Here is a 16,877-nt window from a genome sequence, read left to right on the forward strand (position 1 = left end):
GGGGGTTGGCACGCCGTTTGACCCGGCGCGTTCGGTCCGAACCGCTTGATGAACAGCACCGCGAGGAGCCGTGACATCTGTGAATGAGTGTGCTCGGTCTTGACCAAATCTGCAGGAAAACCAGAGCAATCCAAAAAGCCCACGGGATTGACACCCTGCATTTCAAGCCCATGCGTCACTCCATTCACGTCTGAAACGACTTACCGCCCACGCCCGCCCCGGCTTGCCCAGCGTCGGGACGGACGGGGCCCGCGAGGCCTAGATCACCTCTCAGCACGCTCAGACACGCGTACGAGCACGACGGCTCGCCGACGTGCGGGATTCGCAGGAGAATTGCCCGAGGGTCTTTTCGAAGACCCGCTCTCACCCATATTGGGTATTCCTGAGCAGTGGACCGAATGTCCTGTCCTGACGATCGAGGGCCCTGCGCCGCGATACCCCATTGGGGGGAGGACAGAAACGCGCCACGACAGCCCTCAGGCAGCCCTGCTGCCTGTGGGTCGTCGCGTCAGGTCGGCAGCAGGACCCTCGAGTCGCGTCGGGGACGCGGCACCAGGTCGAGGACGGAGGGAGCCGTCGCCTTCGTCACCGACCGCGCCGCCGCGTAGTGGAGGTCGGCGAGCTTCAGCTTGTCGGCCTCTCGGGAGACGCACAGGTCACGAAGGCTGAGGTCCAGCGCGATGGCCAGCTGGTGGTTGTCGACGTGCTCGCCGTGAAGCTCCCGACGCGGGACCAACACCGGGAACTTGCCGTTCTCCAGGGCCATGAGGGCGATGCCCGTACCGGCATGCGCCACCACGACGTCGCTCTCCGCGATCGCGCTGGCCATCTCTGCCGAGGGGACGCTGACGCGCCCGTCGATGCCGAGGCCCTCGACATCGGTGCACCCTGTCTGCCACAGCACCTCTGTTCCTGCAGGCACCAGCGAGGCGAGCCGCTCCACCAGACGTCGGAACCCGTAGCCCTCCTGGGTACCCACGCTCACGACCATCCTCGAGATGGGTCGCGGCTCGCCGAGTGCTGACTCGTAGAGGTCCCACGGTGACGCCAGGTAGGTCCATCGGCCACGGCTCAGAGAGGTGGACTGGCTGAAGGTGCGCACCCCTGGGAAGAGGGCCATCGCGCGTCCCGACACCGACGGAGCATCCGATCGGGTGGCCGACTCAATGTAGACCGTCTCGATGTTGTGCATCCGGGCCAGTGGCAGCACGGACAGCGCGAGCGCTGCCCCGGTGCTGACGACCAGCGACACGTCGTACCGCTCGAAGAGTGCACGGCAGCGCGCTGCGTTGCGCACGACCGCTCGCAGGTCACGAGGAGGAGACGGCTCGACCCAGTGCACGACCTCGCCGGCGAGCAGCGACTCGGTCTGGGGCGTCCGCGGAGTCACCCAGACCACGTCCTGGACGTCCAGTCGCGGGCGCAGGGTGTGCAGCTGCATGATGTGGCCGCCGTCGTTGGCCACGAGGAGGGCGGTCACGACCGTGCTCCTGACGCGACACCCCGGAGGGTCTTCATGCGCGAGCTCTCGTCGCGCTGCCACGTGGTGAAGTCTCCAGCGCGAATGGCCCGTCGCGCAGCGATCCTCGCAGTCAGGTGCACCGCCACGAAGACTGCCACGGGACCGGCGAGACGCGGCTGCTCGGCGACCAGCGCCAGCAGGACACGCGGGCTGGTGCGCGAGCTGGCGCGTCGTACGTCAGCTGCATCCGCCTGGTGGTTGCCGGTGACGATGCGGATGCGCCGCCGCAGCAGGTCGCGGAGGGTTCGCGGGGGGTGGACGACGGCGACAGCCTCCGCGACGACGCGCCGTTCGGTTTCACCGAAGGCGTCAGACATCGCCAGGTCGTCCCCGAGCATCCGGGGTAGCGCGTCAAGACGGCGTTGCCCCTCCTCGCCCACGACCACGACTCCTCGTCCGAAGAGCCCGCTCTCGACCTGCGGCAGTCGCTCCCAGACGTCGTAGAACCAGCGGACGGGCCAGGAACAGCCTTCGCGCGGCACCTCGCGCCGAGGGGCGGTGGCGAGGACTTCTCCGGCGATCAGCGGCTGCACCAGCCGGAGCACGTCGGCCCCGGTCAGCTCGATGTCTGCGTCGAGGTGGACACGGGGGAAGACGGACGCCGTGGCGTTGCCGACCCGCACCGCCTCGCTCTTCGAGGGCTGGCCGATCTTCCGGACACGCACCGGGGGGTTGGCGGAGCGGGCGATCTGGGCGGTCCGGTCGCTGCATCCGTTGGCGACCACGACCACCTCGAGGTCGCCCGGCTCGACGCCGGTCGCCAAGGCAGCCAAGGTTCGCGCGATGCTCGCGGACTCGTTGTGCGCCGGAATGACCACACTGGCCACCGCCATGTCAGATCCCCTGTGCTCAGTCATACGGGGACGGCCCCCACCGTCCGATGCGAGCATCGTCACGGGGTGCGGCGACGAGACGGGAGACCGACGGGGGCTTTCCCGCATATTGGTGAGCGCTACCCGGGACGAGCCGTGGAGAAGTCGATGTCGCGCGATCGGAGGTTGCGCAACGAGATGAGCAGCCAGTCCAGCTCGGCGATCGTCCACTCGTCGTCGATCGCCAGTCCTGAGGCCGTCGTTCGCAGCTGGCGGTAGAGGGCGAGCGGCTTCCGGCGCAGCTCGACGTGCAGGGTCTCCTTCAGGACGTCGCGCACGTAGTCGTGCTGGACCGCAGCCGAGGAGCCGTACCGGTAGGAGCGATCGAGCCCGTTGGCGTCCGCGAGCTCGGCGAAGGTGCCCCAGTCGAGAGCCATCAGGTGGTCGACACGTCGACCCGACCACGCCTCCACTGCTGCCACCGACGCGTTGGGCGAGGACGCGACCACCGCCGACTCGACCGTCGGGTCCGCTGGCAGCGTCTCGACCCGGACCTCCCGGCCGTGGGCCTCGATCTCCACGATCATCAACGCCTCGATCGACTGCTCGCCGGGCAGCCAAGGGACGTCGCTGTCGTCACCGGGACGGGTCCCGACCAGGAGGATCGTCTCGCCGGGCGCCGCCGCCGGCCTCTCGCCGAGTCCCTCGAAGGCGCCGTCGATCCTGCCCAGATGACGGGCGAGGCTCAGGTTGGTGATCACCAGCGCCAACGTCACGAGCAGGCCGAGGGCGAGCACGGCAACGCCCGCACGACGGATGCCTCGCCGTGTCACGATCGTGCCCGCCTCCCCCATCGCACGTGGAGCCACGACCGTAGGAGCCCGTGGCCGCACTCTCATCCCCCATCGAGGGGAAGCCGACGGCAGATGTCAGGAGTTGTAGCGCTGCTGGGTCTTCTCCAGGCCGTCGAGGATGAGGGACTCCACGGCGTCGGCCGCCTCCACCACCTGCACGTCGAGCTCCTTGCGCTCAGCGCTGGAGTAGTTGGAGAGGACGAAGTCGGCGACGTCCTGGCGGCCGGGGGGCCGGCCGATCCCGGCACGGACGCGGTAGAAGTCGCCGGTGCCCAGGGACGAGCGCAGGGAGCGCAGCCCGTTGTGGCCGTTGTCGCCGCCGCCGAGCTTGGTGCGCAGCGTCCCGAAGGCGATGTCGAGCTCGTCGTGGATCGCGACGAGGTGATCGGGCGCGACCTTGTAGAAGGTGGCCAGCGCCTTGATGGGACCGCCCACCTCGTTCATGTAGCTGCGCGGCCTCGCCAGCACGACGCGCGGGCCACCGAGCCCGAGCCTGCCCTCGACGACGTCGGCGCGCCCTGTCTTGTGGGAGCGCCAGGGCCCTCCCTTGGGGACCGGGCCCAGGCGCCGGGCCAGCTCGTCGGCGACGAGGTAGCCGACGTTGTGACGGTGGCCGGCGTAGGTGGGCCCCGGGTTACCGAGGCCCACCACGAGCCAGACGTCCGAACCGGTCGCGCCGGCTGGGTCGCTCATGTCACTCCGAGTCGGTGGACTCGCCCTCGGCAGCGGTCTCCTCGGTCACACCCTCGGCAGGGGTCTCGGCCTCGGGAGCGTCGTGCTCGATGCCGGCCTCGGCCTCGGCCTCCTCCAGCTCGGCCTCGAGGGCCTCGGCGGAGATCTGCTGGGTCACGTTGACGATGAGCAGCTCGTCGTCGGAGAGCAGGGTCGTGCCCGACGGCAGAGAGAGGTCCTTGGCGTGGATCTGGGTGCCGACAGCCGCGCCCTCGACGGAGACCTCGAAGAACTCGGGGATGTGGGTGGCCTCGGCCTCGACCTGCAGGGTGGAGTTCTCGGTGACCACCAGGGTGTCGGGACCGGCCTCGCCGACGACGTGGACGGGGACGTCGACGGTGACCTTCTCGCCGCGACGGACGGCGACGAAGTCGATGTGCTCGATGAGGCGGCGGATCGGGTCGATCTGGACCTGCTTGGTGAGAGCCAGCTGCTCGGTGCCGTCGACGTCGAGCGCGAGGAGGGCGTTGGAGCCGCCGTGCTTGAGCGCCATCATGGTCTGGTGGCCCGGGAGGGTGACGTGGGCCGTCTCGTTGCCGTGGCCGTAGATGACGGCGGGGATCTTGTTGTCGCGACGGATGCGGCGAGCCGCGCCCTTGCCGAACTCGGTGCGGGTCTCGGCGACGATCTTCTCGGGTGCAGACATCTACTTCTCCTGACGAGGGGTGCGGGGTGCTTGAGGCTCTGGGGGCCAGGGCGCCGGAGACGACGAACGCCGCGCTCCGGATCGTGAGCGCGGCGCTGTGAGGCGGACCGGGCCCAGTCGATCACGGAGTCCCAGGTGTTCGATGGGCTCCCTCGCCGAGGCAACCGGGAAAGTCTAGGCGGGGCGCGGCCCCGAGGCCAATCCGCGACGGGCTACCGTCGCCCGGTGTCCCTCACCCTCCACGAAGCCCGCGAGCGGGCCGCGCTCATCACCGACGTCGAGACCGTCGTCCACCTCGACCTGACCTCGACCGCCGACTTCGCCGTCGAGGCCACCCTCACGTTCGGCTGCACCGAACCTGGGGCGAGCAGCTTCCTAGAGCTCGCCGGTGCCAGCGACGTGACCCTCGACGGTGAGCCGGCGCCGTACGACGGCCGGCGCATCGCCCTGCACGACCTGGCCGCACGCAACGAGGTCCGGGTCACCGCCCGCCTGCCGTACGTCACCGACGGTGACAGCATGACCGTGACGATCGACCCCGCCGACGGCGAGCGCTACGTGTGCGGCTTCACGGCCATGGACATCGCCCAGAAGGTCATCCCCTGCTTCGACCAGCCCGACCTCAAGACGACCTTCACCGTGTCGGTGACCGCCCCGTCGCACTGGACCGTGCTGGCCAACGGCGTCCTGGCCGGCCGGGAGCCCGGTGAGCAGGGTGACACCTGGCTATTCGCGCCGACGCCGCGTGTCTCCTCCTACCTCTTCTTCGTCGCCGGCGGGCCGTGGGTCTCGGTCACCTGGGACGAGCCCTACGCCCCCGCTCCCGGCGGCACGCTGCCTTTCGGTTGGCACGCTCGAGCGTCCCAGGAGCGCGAGCTCCGCCGCGACGCCGACGAGCTGCGTCGCATCACCAGCACGTGCTTCCAGCACTACACCTCGGTCTTCGACGAGCCCTACGCGTTCGGCGACTACCAGCAGGTCTTCACCCCCGGGCTCAACTGGGGCGCGATGGAGTTCCCGGGGTGCGTGGCGTTCCGTGACCAGCTCCTCACACAGGGCACGCCGACCGCGCTCGACCGGCAGTACACCGCGTCGGTGATCGCCCACGAGATGGCGCACATGTGGTTCGGCGACCTGGTGACGATGCGCTGGTGGGAGGACACCTGGCTCAACGAGTCCTTCGCCGACTTCATGGGCTACGACGTCGCAGGGACGGCAGCCGGCTACACCGACTCCTGGACCGACGCGGCCTTGACGCGCAAGCCGACGGGCTACGCCGCCGACCGCCGCCGCTCGACCCACCTCATCGCCGAGGACCCCGAGAAGCTCGTCGACGTCGACACCGCCTTCGCCAACTTCGACATGATCACCTATGCCAAGGGCAACGCGGTTCTGCGCCAGCTGGGTGTGTGGCTCGGCGAGGACTTCCTCGCCGGGGTCAACCGGCACCTCTCTGCGCACGCCTTCGGCAACGCGACGCTCGCCGACTTCCTCGACGCCCTCGACTCCTCGACCGACCGTGACGTCCGCGCCTGGGCCGACGCCTGGTTGCGGACCACCGGCTTCGACACCATCCACGTCACGCGCGACGGTGACGTCCCCGTGCTGGTGCGCGAGGGCTCCCGGCCCCACCGTCTCTCGGTGGCGGCCTACGACGACTCGATGCGGCTCCTCGAGGCCGTCCTGGTCGATCTCGCGGACGAGCCGGTCCGGCTCAAGGGGTTCGCGGGACGGGTGGTCGTTCCCAACGCGGGCGACGAGACGTTCGCCTCCTTGCGTCTCGACGACCACTCCTGGACGGCGGTGGAGGCCGGGCTGTCCGACCTGGAGTCACCCCTGACACGGGCCGTCCTGTGGTGGACGGCGATCGACCGTGTCCAGGCGCGCGAGCTCGACCTCGACCGGATCCTCGACCTCGCCGACACCCATCTCCGGCCCGAGCGGCACCCGGTGGTCCTCGAGGCCGTGCTCGGCTTCCTGCAGGCCCTGGTCCGGCGCTACGCGACCCCGGAACAGGTGGGCGGCCTGCTCGAGCGCGTCTCGGGCATCGCCCGGGCCGCGCTGGACAGTGGCGACCCCGCCCTCGCCCCTGGCGCCTCGCGCGCGCTCGCAGCCACCTCCCACGACCGTGACGCCCTCGTCGCCTGGCTCGGGGAGCACGACGTCGACCAGGAGGTGCGCTGGGCCGTCGTCCACCGTCTCGCTGCCCTGGGGGACGACAGCCACGTGGCGGCGGAGCAGGAGCGCGACCGGTCGGTCTCGGGCCACCACGCGGCGCTGGCGGCCCGCGCCGCCGTACCCACCCCCGAGGCGAAGGCTGAGGCGTGGTCCCTCCTGATGGGCGGCACGCTGAGCAACCACGAGTTCACGGCCGTGGCCTCGGGGTTCTGGGACTGGGAGCAGGCGGCACTGGTCGAGCCCTACGTCGAGCGACACCTGACCGAGGGCCTGGCGCTGGCGCGAGAGTCCGGCCAGGCCATGAGCCGTATCGTCGGCCGCGCGGGCTTCCCGTGGCTCCCCCTGCCCGACGCCGTACGCCGCTCGCTGCGGGCGCGCCTGGCCGAGGTGCTCGAGACCGAGGACGTCCCCACCGTCCTGGCGCGGACCTGGAACGACGCCCTCGACGACCTCGACCGCGTCATCGGCTGATCCGCCCCCGTCAGAGTCACCGGCTACCCGGTGGTTCGTCGGGTTATCGACCGTTGCAACGGTGTCGAACCCGTGCAGTCACCGGGTAGCCGGTGACTCTCCCGAGGGACCTCACAGGAAGGGGTCGGTGATCTCCCGCAGCGACTCCAGGGAGCGGCGCAGCTCGCGCATCCGACGCTGACCGAGGTGGGCGGTCAGCTCGCCCTCGACCTGCTGCTCCATCTCCCGCGCGCAGGCCTGGGCCTGCTTGCCGCGCTGGGCGATGCGGATGAGGCGGGCCCGGGCGTCGGTCGGGTCCGGCACCCGCTCGACGTAGCCGGCGCGCTCGAGCTGGTCGACCAGGGCACTAGCGGTCTGCTTGGTGACGCCTGCCGCCTCCGCGAGGGTGGTCAGGCGCATGCCGTCGGCATCAAGGCGCGCCGCCAGTCGGGCCTGGGCGGGAGTGATGTCGAACCCGCGTCGGGCCAGGTGCTCCCAGATCCGGGTCTCGGCATGGCGGTGGACGATGAACATCAGCAGGGGCAGGGGCAGGGCCACGTTCCACTCCTGGTCCGACGAGGGGGTTGACGAGATAGTCAGGAAGGCTGACCATATTGTCAGGGTACCTGACCAATAAGGGGCTGTCATGGAGCGGACCGAGATGTGGGGGCACATCCACCGGGAGCGTGCCGCGCTGGCCGAGCAGCTCGCCGACCTGTCACCAGCGGACTGGTCGACGGAGACCTTGTGCACCGGCTGGTCGGTGCTCGAGGTCGGCGCCCACGTGATCTCGCACCCCCAGATCCGGGCCGGGGAAGTCGCCGGGATGCTCGCACGCAACCTCGGACGCCGCGGCTACAACCAGATGACCTACCTCGAGGTGAAGAGACGAGCCCGCAAAGAGACGCCGGAGTCGGTGCTCGCCGACTTCGCGACGTACGACGGCTCGACCCGCACCGTCCCGGGCACCACCCGCAAGGAGGCGCTGATCGACGTGCTGCTGCACACCCAGGACATCCTGCGACCCCTCGGGCGCTCGCACGACATGCCGCCCGATGCCGCAGCCGCCGCCGCAGACCGCGTCCGCGTCCTGGGGTGGCTCACGGGCTGGGGCGCCAGGGGCGTGCGCCTCGAGGCCACGGACGTGGACTGGAGCCACGGCGAGGGGCTGCTCGTCCGAGGTCCGATGCAGGAGCTCCTGATGGTGTTCACCGGACGATCGAAGGCCGCGCGCGACCTCGAGGGCGACGGGCTGGAGCTGCTTGCGAACCGGTAGCCGCTATGCGTGACCGTCGAACATCGAGGTGACGGAGCCGTCCTCGAACACCTCGCGGATCGCCCGCGCGATCAGGGGCGCGATCGAGAGCGTCGTCAGCTTGTCGAACTGCTTCTCCGGAGCGACGGGAAGGGTGTCGGTGACGATCACCTCGGTCGCCGGGGAGTTCTTGAGGCGGTCGACGGCCGGGTCGGAGAGGATCGGGTGGGTGGCGGCGATGATCACGCCCGCCGCACCGTCCTCCATGCACGCCTCGGCGGCCTTCACGATGGTGCCGCCGGTGTCGATCATGTCGTCGGTCAGGATGCAGATGCGGTCCTTGACCTCGCCGACGACGCGGTTGGCGACGGTCTCGTTGGGCCGGTCGATGTTGCGGGTCTTGTGGATGAACGCGAGCGGCACACCGCCGAGGCGGGCCGACCAGCGCTCGGCCACCTTGATGCGGCCGGCGTCGGGCGAGACCACGGCGAGCTTGTCGTCGCCGTACTTGTTCTTGACGTAGTCGGTGAGGATCGGCAGCGCCATCAGGTGGTCGACCGGGCCGTCGAAGAACCCCTGGATCTGGTCGGCGTGGAGGTCGACCGTGATCAGCCGGTCGGCGCCGGCGGTCTTGAACAGGTCGGCGACGAGCCGCGCCGAGATCGGCTCGCGGCCGCGGTGCTTCTTGTCCTGGCGGGCGTAGCCGTAGAAAGGCATCACGACGGTGATCCGCTTGGCAGAGGCCCTCTTGAGGGCGTCGACCATGATGAGGTGCTCCATGATCCACTCGTTGATCGGGGCCGTGTGGCTCTGGATCACGAAGGCGTCGCACCCGCGGACCGACTCCTGGTAGCGGACGTAGAGCTCGCCGTTGGCGAAGGCGTAGGCGTTCTGCGGCACCAGGCCGCACCCGAGCAGGTCGGCGACCTCCTCGGAGAGGGCGGGGTGCGCCCTGCCGCTGAAGACCATCAGGTTCTTCTCGGTGGTCTTCTTCATTCCGGTCACGCGGTCGACTCCTCAGCGGTGCTGGTCGAACAGTGCAGGGCGAGCGGGGGTGGTGCTGCTCAGGATTCTGTCACGTCGTCACCGGCGTCGGCAGCGGCGGCCGCCTGGGCGGTCCCCGCGCGCTTGGAGACGGCCCAGCCCTCGAGGTTCCGCTGAGGTCCGCCGCTGACCGCCAGGGCGCCCGGCGGCACGTTTCGGCGTACGACGGTGCCGCCGCCCGTCGCGGCCCCGTCACCGATCTCGACGGGGGCGACGAAGGTGTTGTTGGAACCCGTCCTGGCGTGCCGGCCGACGACGGTGCGGGACTTGTTGACACCGTCGTAGTTGGCGAAGATCGTGCCGGCGCCGATGTTGGTGCCCTCGCCGATCTCGGCGTCGCCCACGTAGGAGAGGTGGGGCACCTTGGCGCCCTCACCGATCGTGGAGTTCTTGGTCTCGACGAAGGTGCCGATCTTGCCGTGGCGGCCGAGCCTCGTGCCTGGGCGGAGGTAGGCGAACGGCCCGACGTCGGCCCCCTCCCCGACGACCGCGAGCTCGCCGTGGGTGCGGATGACGCGAGCCCCGGCGCCGACCTCGCAGTCCTTGAGGGTGGTGTCGGGCCCCACCACGGCGTCCTCGTGGACGAGGGTCGCCCCGAGGAGCTGTGTGCCGGGCAGGATGGTGACGTCGGGCTCGAGCACCACGTCGGCCTCGATCCAGGTCGTCGCGGGGTCCATCACGGTCACCCCGTCCCTCATCCAGCGGGTGACGATCCGACGGTTCATCTCCTTGCCGAGCTCAGCGAGCTGGGCGCGGTCGTTGGCTCCCTCGGTCTGGGTGAAGTCCTCGAGCAGGTGGGCGCCGACCGTCAGGCCGGTGTCGCGGGCGATGCCCACGACGTCGGTGAGGTAGTACTCGCCCTTGGCGTTGTCGTTGGAGATCCGGGGCAGGGCCTCCACGAGGAAAGCCGCGTCGAAGGCGAGGATCCCGGAGTTGATCTCGCTGATCTGCCGCTGCTCGGGAGTGGCCTCCTTCTCCTCCACGATGGCCTCGACGTCACCCTCGTCGTTGCGCACGATGCGGCCGTATCCGGACGGGTTCGCGACACGCCCGCTGAGGATCGACACCGCCCGCTGGGCCGCCTCGTGCTCCTCGGCGAACGTGCGGAGGCTCTCGCCCTCCAGCATCGGGGTGTCACCTGCAGCGACGATGACCGTGCCGGTGGTCGCGCCGCAGCTCTCCATCGCGATGCGTACGGCGTGGCCGGTGCCCTCCTGCGTCTCCTGGACGGCCAGCATCGCCTCGGGCATCAGCTCGGTGATGTGTGGCCCGACCTGCTCACGCTGGTGGCCGACCACGGCCACCACGCGACTCGGCTCGACGGCCTGCACGGCCTTGAGCACGTGGCCGATCATGCTGCGCCCGGCGATCGGGTGGAGCACCTTCATGGTCTTCGACTTCATGCGGGTGCCGCCGCCAGCGGCGAGGACGATCACGGTGAGGTTGCCCATGGCCCATGAGTGTGTCACCTCCTCACCACGACGAAGATGCGTGCCCGTAACCAAATGCGTACTCGCCAGTTGCCCATGGGAGAGAGACCAGCAACTGGGGAGGACAAGACCGTGACACGACGACCCGCCGTGCGGTGCGTGGCAGTGCTCGGGGCGACGGCCCTGCTCGGCCTGACGATGGCTCCGGCCTTCGCCACGACCGTGGCCCAGGCGCACGCCAACGCACTGACGATCCAGGTCGCCGACCAGGCCAACGACACCGGCACGGTGACCGCGCGCCACGACGGCCTCATCGAGACCAAGGACGGCGCCGCGACCGCCCCGGTCTCGCTCCTGCAGGGTCAGCAGGTGCTCGCCGCGGGCACCCTTGCCCAGGACGCCACGGCCTCCCTCGACGCCAATGGTGACGGGCAGACGGCTGCGTGCGCCGGGATCGCCGGTGACGGCGCCTCGGTCGCCGAGGTCGGCGAGTCGCGCTGCCTCCAGGGCGGCGACAACGTCGAGGTCAACCTCGCCAACCTCGACCTGAGCGGGATGTCCACCGTGAACCCCGCGACCGCGCTGGCCCCGCTGCAGGAGCAGCTCCTCGACCCGCTGGAGGCCCAGGTCCTCGAGCCACTGACCGCTGAGCTGTCGAAGAACCTCAGCGAGAACCTCGGCCCGCTGGCCGACGTCGCGATCGGCGGCACGGTCGGCGCCGTCGAGTCCCGCTGCGCGGCCACCACCGGCGCCGCCTCGGGCACCACGTACATCACCGACCCCAAGCTGGGCGTGACCCTGGCCGGACAGACCGTCCAGGTCATCGACCTGCCCGTCGAGCCGGCCCCCAACACCAAGGTCGTCACCAACCTGGACGGCGTGCTCACCGCCGTGCTGACGGGGCTTAGGACCGACCTCACCACGACGATGCAGGGGCACCTGTCCGGCCTGACAGCAGTCACCGACGGGATCCAGCACCAGGTCGTCGACACCCTCGTGGACCAGGTGTCGACCCAGCTGGCCCCGCTGGAGCAGAACCTGCTCGACGTCACCCTCAACAAGCAGGTCTTCCCCGCGGCCGGGCACATCCAGGTCACGGGCATCGAGGCGCAGGTCCTGCCGGCCGCGGCCGAGCAGCTCGGCGCGCCGCTCGTGACGGCTCGGATCGCCAACGTCGACTGTGGCCCCAACGGGCGCCTCGCCCCGGAGGTCCAGCAGGCCTCGGCGCCGCTGAAGCTGGAGAAGGCGAAGAAGAAGTTGCCCGAGGTCCCGAAGGTGATCGCCTCGGGCGCCGAGAGCACCCGGGCCTCCGACGCCGCGGCTCTGGACCCCGTCACCCTCGCCCTGCTCTTCGCCGGCCTGGTGGGCCTGGTGGGCCTGCACCGGCTGGCCAGCAGGCGCTGACGGGACGCGTCATGCACGACGAGGAGGAGACGCCGGCGCCCGACCCGAGGCTGCCGGGCCTGGGCCGCCAGGTCGGCGCCGTCGCTGTGGCACTGCTGCTGCTCGCGGGCGTCGTCGGTGTCTCGCGAGTGGTCGCGGACTTGGGTGGTACGACGGCGTCCGGCGAGGCCGTCCAGGTCTCCGGGAGCCCGGCGCCGCCCACCAGGCTGGTCCTCCCGTCGCTCGGCGTCCGGGCCTCGGTGGTGCCGATCGAGATGGACCAGAAGGGTGTCCTCACTCCCCCAGCGGACGTGGACTCGGTCGGCTGGTGGCAACGGAGCGCGGAGCCCGGCGCCCGCTCAGGCAAGGTCCTGATCACCGGCCACACGGTGCGCATCGGCGACGGCGCCCTGGACGAGATCGGGTCCCTCGAGCCCGGTGACGACGTCGTGCTCCGGTCTCCCGGCGGCGAGACCCGCTTCCGCACGACGGAGGTGCGCACGCTGACCCAGGAACAGGTCGCGGCCAGGGCGAAGAAGCTCTTCGGCCAGGAGGACGGCTCGGGCGGCCTCGTCCTCGTCACCTGCACCGACTGGGACGGGACCGCGTGGCGCTCGAACATCGTCGTGAGCGCCGAGCCGGTGGTCTGAGGCGTTCCTCACCTGCTCGGGGGACCAATGGCCCTGTTGCCGGGCGTGCTGTCCGTCAAGGCTGGCGACCGACACCACGCCCCGCATGGAGGACCCCTGTGAGCCACGGCGCCACCCTCGAGCACCGGACGCAGCGCCGCGAGCGCAATTCCTGGATGGCGGGGGTCGACTTCGACCGCGCCCCCTTCACCATCGCGTGGGAGGTCACCCGCGCCTGCGCGTTCTCGTGCGTGCACTGCCGGGCCGACGCCCAGCACCGGCGCAACCCGGGCGAGCTCACCACCGAGGAGGGCTACGCCCTCATCGATCGCCTCACCGAGTTCGGGTCGCCGATCCTGGTCTTCACCGGCGGCGATCCGATGATGCGCAAGGACCTCTTCGACCTCATCGCGTACGCCGACGCGGCCGGGCTGCGCTGCTCCCTGACGCCGACCGCCACCGCGCTCCCGACGGTGGACCGGCTGCGTCGTGCCCAGGAGGCGGGGGTCCGCCGGATCGCGCTGAGCCTCGACGCGCCGACCGCTGAGGTGCACGACGACTTCCGCAAGGTGAAGGGGTCGTGGGAGCGCACCATGGCCATCCTGCGCAACGCCCGGGAGATCGGGCTCAGCACCCAGGTCAACACCACGGTCACCAGTCACAACCTCGATCTACTCCCCGACATGGTGCGCTTCGTCCGCGAGGTCGGCGCCGTGCAGTGGAGCGTGTTCTTCCTGGTCCCGATGGGGCGTGGCCAGGAGCTCAGCATGATCTCGCCCGAGCAGCACGAGGAGGTCTTCGGATGGCTCCACGACCTCTCGCTCACCGGCGACTTCGACATCAAGGCCACGGCTGCGCCGATGTACCGCCGCGTCGCCATCCAGCGAGGTGCAGGAGCGTCCGTGGCGGGCGCGGGCTTCGCCACCCATGACGGGCTCGACCGACCGACCCAGGGGGTGAACGACGGGCGCGGCTTCCTCTTCGTCTCCCACCTCGGCGAGATCATGCCGTCCGGCTTCCTCCCCCTCAGTGCAGGCAACGTGCGCGTCGACGACGTCGTCGACGTCTATCGCAACCACGAGCTCTTCCGGTCGCTGCGCGACCCGGGCAGGCTTACGGGCAAGTGCGGCGCGTGCGAGTTCCGCCAGGTCTGCGGCGGCCAGCGCGGACGTGCCTACGCGATGACCGGGGACCACCTGGCGTCCGACCCCGCCTGCGCGTACGTCCCCGACGGGTGGCCGTCGTGATCGTGGACACCCCGCACGTCGCCGTCGTCGGAGCAGGGATCGCGGGGCTCAGTGCTGCCCATCGCCTGCACACCCTCCACCCCGACTGGTCCGTCACGATCGTGGAGGCCTCCGACCGGATCGGCGGCAAGCTCTTCACCGCACGCCACGACGGCTTCGTCATGGAGGCCGGCCCCGACTCCATGCTCGGCACGCACCCCGCCGGCGCCGCCCTCCTGGCCGCGCTCGACCTGCCGCTCTCACCAGCCGCAGGATCGGGCCGTGGCACCTTCGTCGCCTCCCGCGGACGGATGCACCGCCTGCCGGACGCCATGACGGGCCTGCTCCCCCGCAAGCCCTGGTCGCTGGCGGTCTCCCCGCTGTTGTCGCCGTGGACCAAGCTGCGCATGGCGATGGAGTACGCCGTCCCCGCGCGCGCCGGCGACCAGGACGAGTCGGTCGCGTCGTTCGTGACCCGCCGGCTCGGCCGGGGGGCCTACCAGCGCCTGGCCGACCCGATGGTCGGCGGCATCTTCGCCGCCGACCCGGCTCGGCTGAGCCTGCTCTCCTCGCTCCCCCACCTGCGTTCGGCCGAGCAGCAGCACGGCGGGCTCATCCGTGCCCTCCTCGCCGACCGGCGCGACCGGCCGTCCGGTGCGCGGACCACGCCGGCGGGACCGCCCCTCGTGGCTCCCGCGGCCGGCATGGACGCGATCGTCACAGGACTCGCCGACCGGCTCGACGGCGTGTCCCTCCGACTGTCCTCGCGGCTGGTCGGCCTGGACCGCGACGGGCAGTCCTGGCGGCTGAGGTTGGTCACCCCGGACGGGGGGTCCACACTGGCCGCGGACGCCGTCGTGGTCGCCGTACCCGCCGGTGTCGCGTCCACGGCGCTCGCCACGGTCGCCCCCGAGGCAGCAGCGGAGCTCGCCCGCACGGAGTACACCTCGACGGTGACCGTGAGCCTGGGCTACCGCGACGACCAGGTGCCCGCGCGGCACCGGGACCGCAACTTCCTCACGCCGTCAGGCGAGGGCATGGCGACCCGTGCGTGCACGTGGAGCTCGACGAAGTTCCCGGGTCGCGCACCCGCCGGCCACGTGCTGCTCAGGGTGTCCTTGGGCGGCCCGGGGAGACCGGCGACCCAGGGCCTGACCGACGACGAGCTGGTGGACATCGCCCGGCGCGAGCTGCTCGACACCCTGGGCCTGGACGCTGCGCCTGTCGTCACGTCGGTGAGCCGCTGGGAGCAGCTGATGCCGCAGTACGCCGTGGGGCACCGCGAGCGGATGGACCGGGTCCACCGTGCCCTCACGACCCATCCCGGCATCGCCCTCGCGGGCAGCGCCTTCCACGGGGTCAGCGTCCCCGACTGCATCGCTTCGGGCGAGCGTGCCGCTGACGCCGTCGCCACGTTCCTGCAACCCCAAGGAGAAACAGCATGAGATCGCTCATGACCGGCCTCGCCCTCGTCGCCCTGCTGCTCAGCGGCTGCGGGAGCGCCGACGACGGAGCCCCGACCAGCGAGCCCAGCACGTCCAGCGCGTCCGGAGACACCCTGCTGGAACGCCACGACCTGGCCGGACTGTCCGGTGCCGAGGTGGTCGACACCCTCGACCGGCTGCCCCTGGACGACCGGCCCGCCGACCTGATGGCCTCGGTCAAGCCCGATCAGCTCATCCTCACCAGCGGCGACGAGGAGCTGGCACTTCCCACGCCGGACGGCGAGTTCTACCTGTCCGTAGCGCCCTACGTGGACCAGACCCACGACTGCTTCCACCACTCCCTGACGACCTGCAAGGGCGAGCTGGGCGGCGAGGAGGTCAAGGTCACGATCACCGACGACACCAACGGCGAGGTCCTGGTGGACGACACGGTGACGACCTTCGAGAACGGCTTCGCCGGCTTCTGGCTGCCCCGCGACATCGAGGGCACTCTGACGGTGGAGTACGACGACAAGCAGGCCACCACCGAGTTCGCCACCGGCGCCGAGGACCCGACCTGCCTCACGACGGTCCGGCTGGCCTGATCACCGCACGCGCTCGTGGGGCACGGCGCCTGCCGGGAGCACCACGTCCGCGTGTGCCTCAGGCCTCTCCGCGTCGGCGTACGCGTGCCCCTCGGGTATCCACTTGGTGTCCCAGAGGTGCAGCTCGTCCTGGTCGTCACCCTGGAGGAGGTTGCGCGTCTTGGCCCGGGCTCCTGCCGAGCCCGGGTCCATGTCGATCCACACGGTCAGGTCGAACAAGCCACGGGTGCGGGCGCTGAGCAGCCGGATGCCCTCGACGATGAGGACCGGCGGCATCGGGTGGTCCTCGACGCCGGTCTCCCCCGTCCACCAGCGGTAGTCGAAGCGCAGGCGCTCAGGTCTCGGCTCGCTCCGCGCTCCGCGCACGAGCGACGCGATGAGTCGCCAGTCGTGCTGCTCCCACATCCCCGCCGCGGGACCGCAGGTCGTGGCGTAGAAGCAGTCCGTCGGGACGACCTGGTCCTCCGTCAGTCCCAGGTCCGCCGCGAGCGCCTCGGCCAGCGTCGACTTCCCTGCCCCACCGTGACCGCTGATGGCAACGACCGGGATGTGGGCCGTGGTGGTCATCAGGCTGCGGACGCGCTGCAGCAGCTCGTCGTACGTCATCTCCGTGCTCATGAGGAGGATGCTGACAGCGGGCAGGTCGCCCTCCCAATGGATTTCCACGGGCAGGAGTGGAAGGTCAGC

At 70.6% G+C, this 16,877-nt stretch carries 16 protein-coding genes; 7 read left to right on the top strand and 9 right to left on the bottom strand.

Features of this window, described 5'->3' with window-relative positions; all coding sequences use genetic code 11:
- Window positions 1–508: 508 nt before the first annotated feature.
- From EXE58_RS03600 to EXE58_RS03620, 5 genes are all read right to left on the bottom strand, one after another.
- Window positions 509–1,480: a glycosyltransferase gene (locus EXE58_RS03600; protein ID WP_135266613.1), complete on the bottom strand. Its 972-nt coding sequence runs from the start codon at window positions 1,478–1,480 to the stop codon at window positions 509–511.
- Window positions 1,477–2,355, bottom strand: a complete 879-nt coding sequence (locus EXE58_RS03605; protein ID WP_208544113.1) for a glycosyltransferase family 2 protein — start codon at window positions 2,353–2,355, stop codon at window positions 1,477–1,479. Before EXE58_RS03605 ends, EXE58_RS03600 begins: the two co-directional genes overlap by 4 nt.
- Window positions 2,356–2,474: 119 nt before the next feature.
- Complete coding sequence (locus tag EXE58_RS03610) at window positions 2,475–3,203, bottom strand: hypothetical protein (protein WP_135266614.1); 729 nt, start codon at window positions 3,201–3,203, stop codon at window positions 2,475–2,477.
- Window positions 3,204–3,263: 60 nt separating this feature from the next.
- Entirely contained in the window at window positions 3,264–3,881 is a 618-nt protein-coding gene (pth, locus tag EXE58_RS03615) for an aminoacyl-tRNA hydrolase (RefSeq protein ID WP_135266615.1), read from the bottom strand.
- Window position 3,882: 1 nt separating this feature from the next.
- Window positions 3,883–4,566, bottom strand: a complete 684-nt coding sequence (locus EXE58_RS03620; protein WP_135266616.1) for a 50S ribosomal protein L25/general stress protein Ctc — start codon at window positions 4,564–4,566, stop codon at window positions 3,883–3,885.
- A 225-nt stretch (window positions 4,567–4,791) separates the two neighbouring features.
- Between EXE58_RS03620 and pepN the strand changes: the two genes are divergently transcribed.
- Complete coding sequence (gene pepN / locus EXE58_RS03625) at window positions 4,792–7,215, top strand: aminopeptidase N (protein WP_135266617.1); 2,424 nt, start codon at window positions 4,792–4,794, stop codon at window positions 7,213–7,215.
- Window positions 7,216–7,326: 111 nt separating this feature from the next.
- On the opposite strand, the gene EXE58_RS03630 is transcribed toward pepN, so the two are convergent.
- A complete protein-coding gene (locus tag EXE58_RS03630) occupies window positions 7,327–7,752 on the bottom strand; it encodes a MarR family winged helix-turn-helix transcriptional regulator (RefSeq protein WP_244242409.1) in 426 nt (141 codons plus the stop codon).
- Between the two features lie 88 nt (window positions 7,753–7,840).
- Here EXE58_RS03630 and EXE58_RS03635 point away from each other — a divergent pair, with 88 nt between their 5' ends.
- Entirely contained in the window at window positions 7,841–8,470 is a 630-nt protein-coding gene (locus EXE58_RS03635) for a maleylpyruvate isomerase family mycothiol-dependent enzyme (RefSeq protein ID WP_135266619.1), read from the top strand.
- A gap of 3 nt (window positions 8,471–8,473) precedes the next feature.
- Here EXE58_RS03635 and EXE58_RS03640 read toward each other — a convergent pair whose 3' ends face one another.
- Both EXE58_RS03640 and glmU read right to left on the bottom strand, forming a co-directional pair.
- Window positions 8,474–9,454 (bottom strand): ribose-phosphate diphosphokinase, encoded by a 981-nt coding sequence (locus EXE58_RS03640; protein ID WP_279638260.1) that lies wholly within the window; start codon window positions 9,452–9,454, stop codon window positions 8,474–8,476.
- Between the two features lie 59 nt (window positions 9,455–9,513).
- Complete coding sequence (gene glmU, locus EXE58_RS03645; protein ID WP_135266620.1) at window positions 9,514–10,944, bottom strand: bifunctional UDP-N-acetylglucosamine diphosphorylase/glucosamine-1-phosphate N-acetyltransferase GlmU; 1,431 nt, start codon at window positions 10,942–10,944, stop codon at window positions 9,514–9,516.
- Between the two features lie 111 nt (window positions 10,945–11,055).
- On the opposite strand from glmU, the gene EXE58_RS03650 reads away from it, so the two are divergent.
- From EXE58_RS03650 to EXE58_RS03670, 5 genes are all read left to right on the top strand, one after another.
- Window positions 11,056–12,327 carry a hypothetical protein gene (locus EXE58_RS03650; protein ID WP_135266621.1) on the top strand — a complete coding sequence of 424 codons (1,272 nt, stop codon included), beginning with the start codon at window positions 11,056–11,058 and terminating at the stop codon, window positions 12,325–12,327.
- A gap of 11 nt (window positions 12,328–12,338) precedes the next feature.
- Window positions 12,339–12,956, top strand: coding sequence for a class F sortase (locus EXE58_RS03655; protein ID WP_135266622.1), 618 nt, complete (start codon window positions 12,339–12,341; stop codon window positions 12,954–12,956).
- Window positions 12,957–13,054: 98 nt separating this feature from the next.
- Window positions 13,055–14,182, top strand: coding sequence for a TIGR04053 family radical SAM/SPASM domain-containing protein (locus EXE58_RS03660; RefSeq protein ID WP_208544114.1), 1,128 nt, complete (start codon window positions 13,055–13,057; stop codon window positions 14,180–14,182).
- Entirely contained in the window at window positions 14,179–15,606 is a 1,428-nt protein-coding gene (gene hemG, locus EXE58_RS03665; RefSeq protein ID WP_167288667.1) for a protoporphyrinogen oxidase, read from the top strand. Before EXE58_RS03660 ends, hemG begins: the two co-directional genes overlap by 4 nt.
- Window positions 15,603–16,190 carry a CueP family metal-binding protein gene (locus EXE58_RS03670; protein WP_208544115.1) on the top strand — a complete coding sequence of 196 codons (588 nt, stop codon included), beginning with the start codon at window positions 15,603–15,605 and terminating at the stop codon, window positions 16,188–16,190. The genes hemG and EXE58_RS03670 overlap by 4 nt, the downstream gene beginning before the upstream one ends.
- On the opposite strand, the gene EXE58_RS03675 is transcribed toward EXE58_RS03670, so the two are convergent.
- The gene (locus EXE58_RS03675; protein ID WP_135266624.1) at window positions 16,191–16,856 is read right to left on the bottom strand and encodes a nucleoside/nucleotide kinase family protein; all 666 of its coding nucleotides are present in this window, start codon (window positions 16,854–16,856) and stop codon (window positions 16,191–16,193) included. It abuts the gene before it with no gap.
- Between the last annotated feature and the right edge of the window lie 21 nt (window positions 16,857–16,877).

This window comes from Nocardioides seonyuensis, from assembly GCF_004683965.1.
Classification (GTDB): domain Bacteria; phylum Actinomycetota; class Actinomycetes; order Propionibacteriales; family Nocardioidaceae; genus Nocardioides; species Nocardioides seonyuensis.

Excerpts from the sequence above, each read along its gene's own strand:
- EXE58_RS03670 (WP_208544115.1), top strand. The coding sequence starts at position 15,603 with ATGAGATCGCTCATGACCGGCCTCGCCCTCGTCGCCCTGCTGCTCAGC.
- glmU (WP_135266620.1), bottom strand. The coding sequence starts at position 10,944 with ATGGGCAACCTCACCGTGATCGTCCTCGCCGCTGGCGGCGGCACCCGC.
- pth (WP_135266615.1), bottom strand. The coding sequence starts at position 3,881 with ATGAGCGACCCAGCCGGCGCGACCGGTTCGGACGTCTGGCTCGTGGTG.
- EXE58_RS03635 (WP_135266619.1), top strand. The coding sequence starts at position 7,841 with ATGGAGCGGACCGAGATGTGGGGGCACATCCACCGGGAGCGTGCCGCG.
- EXE58_RS03620 (WP_135266616.1), bottom strand. The coding sequence starts at position 4,566 with ATGTCTGCACCCGAGAAGATCGTCGCCGAGACCCGCACCGAGTTCGGC.
- EXE58_RS03655 (WP_135266622.1), top strand. The coding sequence starts at position 12,339 with ATGCACGACGAGGAGGAGACGCCGGCGCCCGACCCGAGGCTGCCGGGC.
- EXE58_RS03605 (WP_208544113.1), bottom strand. The coding sequence starts at position 2,355 with ATGGCGGTGGCCAGTGTGGTCATTCCGGCGCACAACGAGTCCGCGAGC.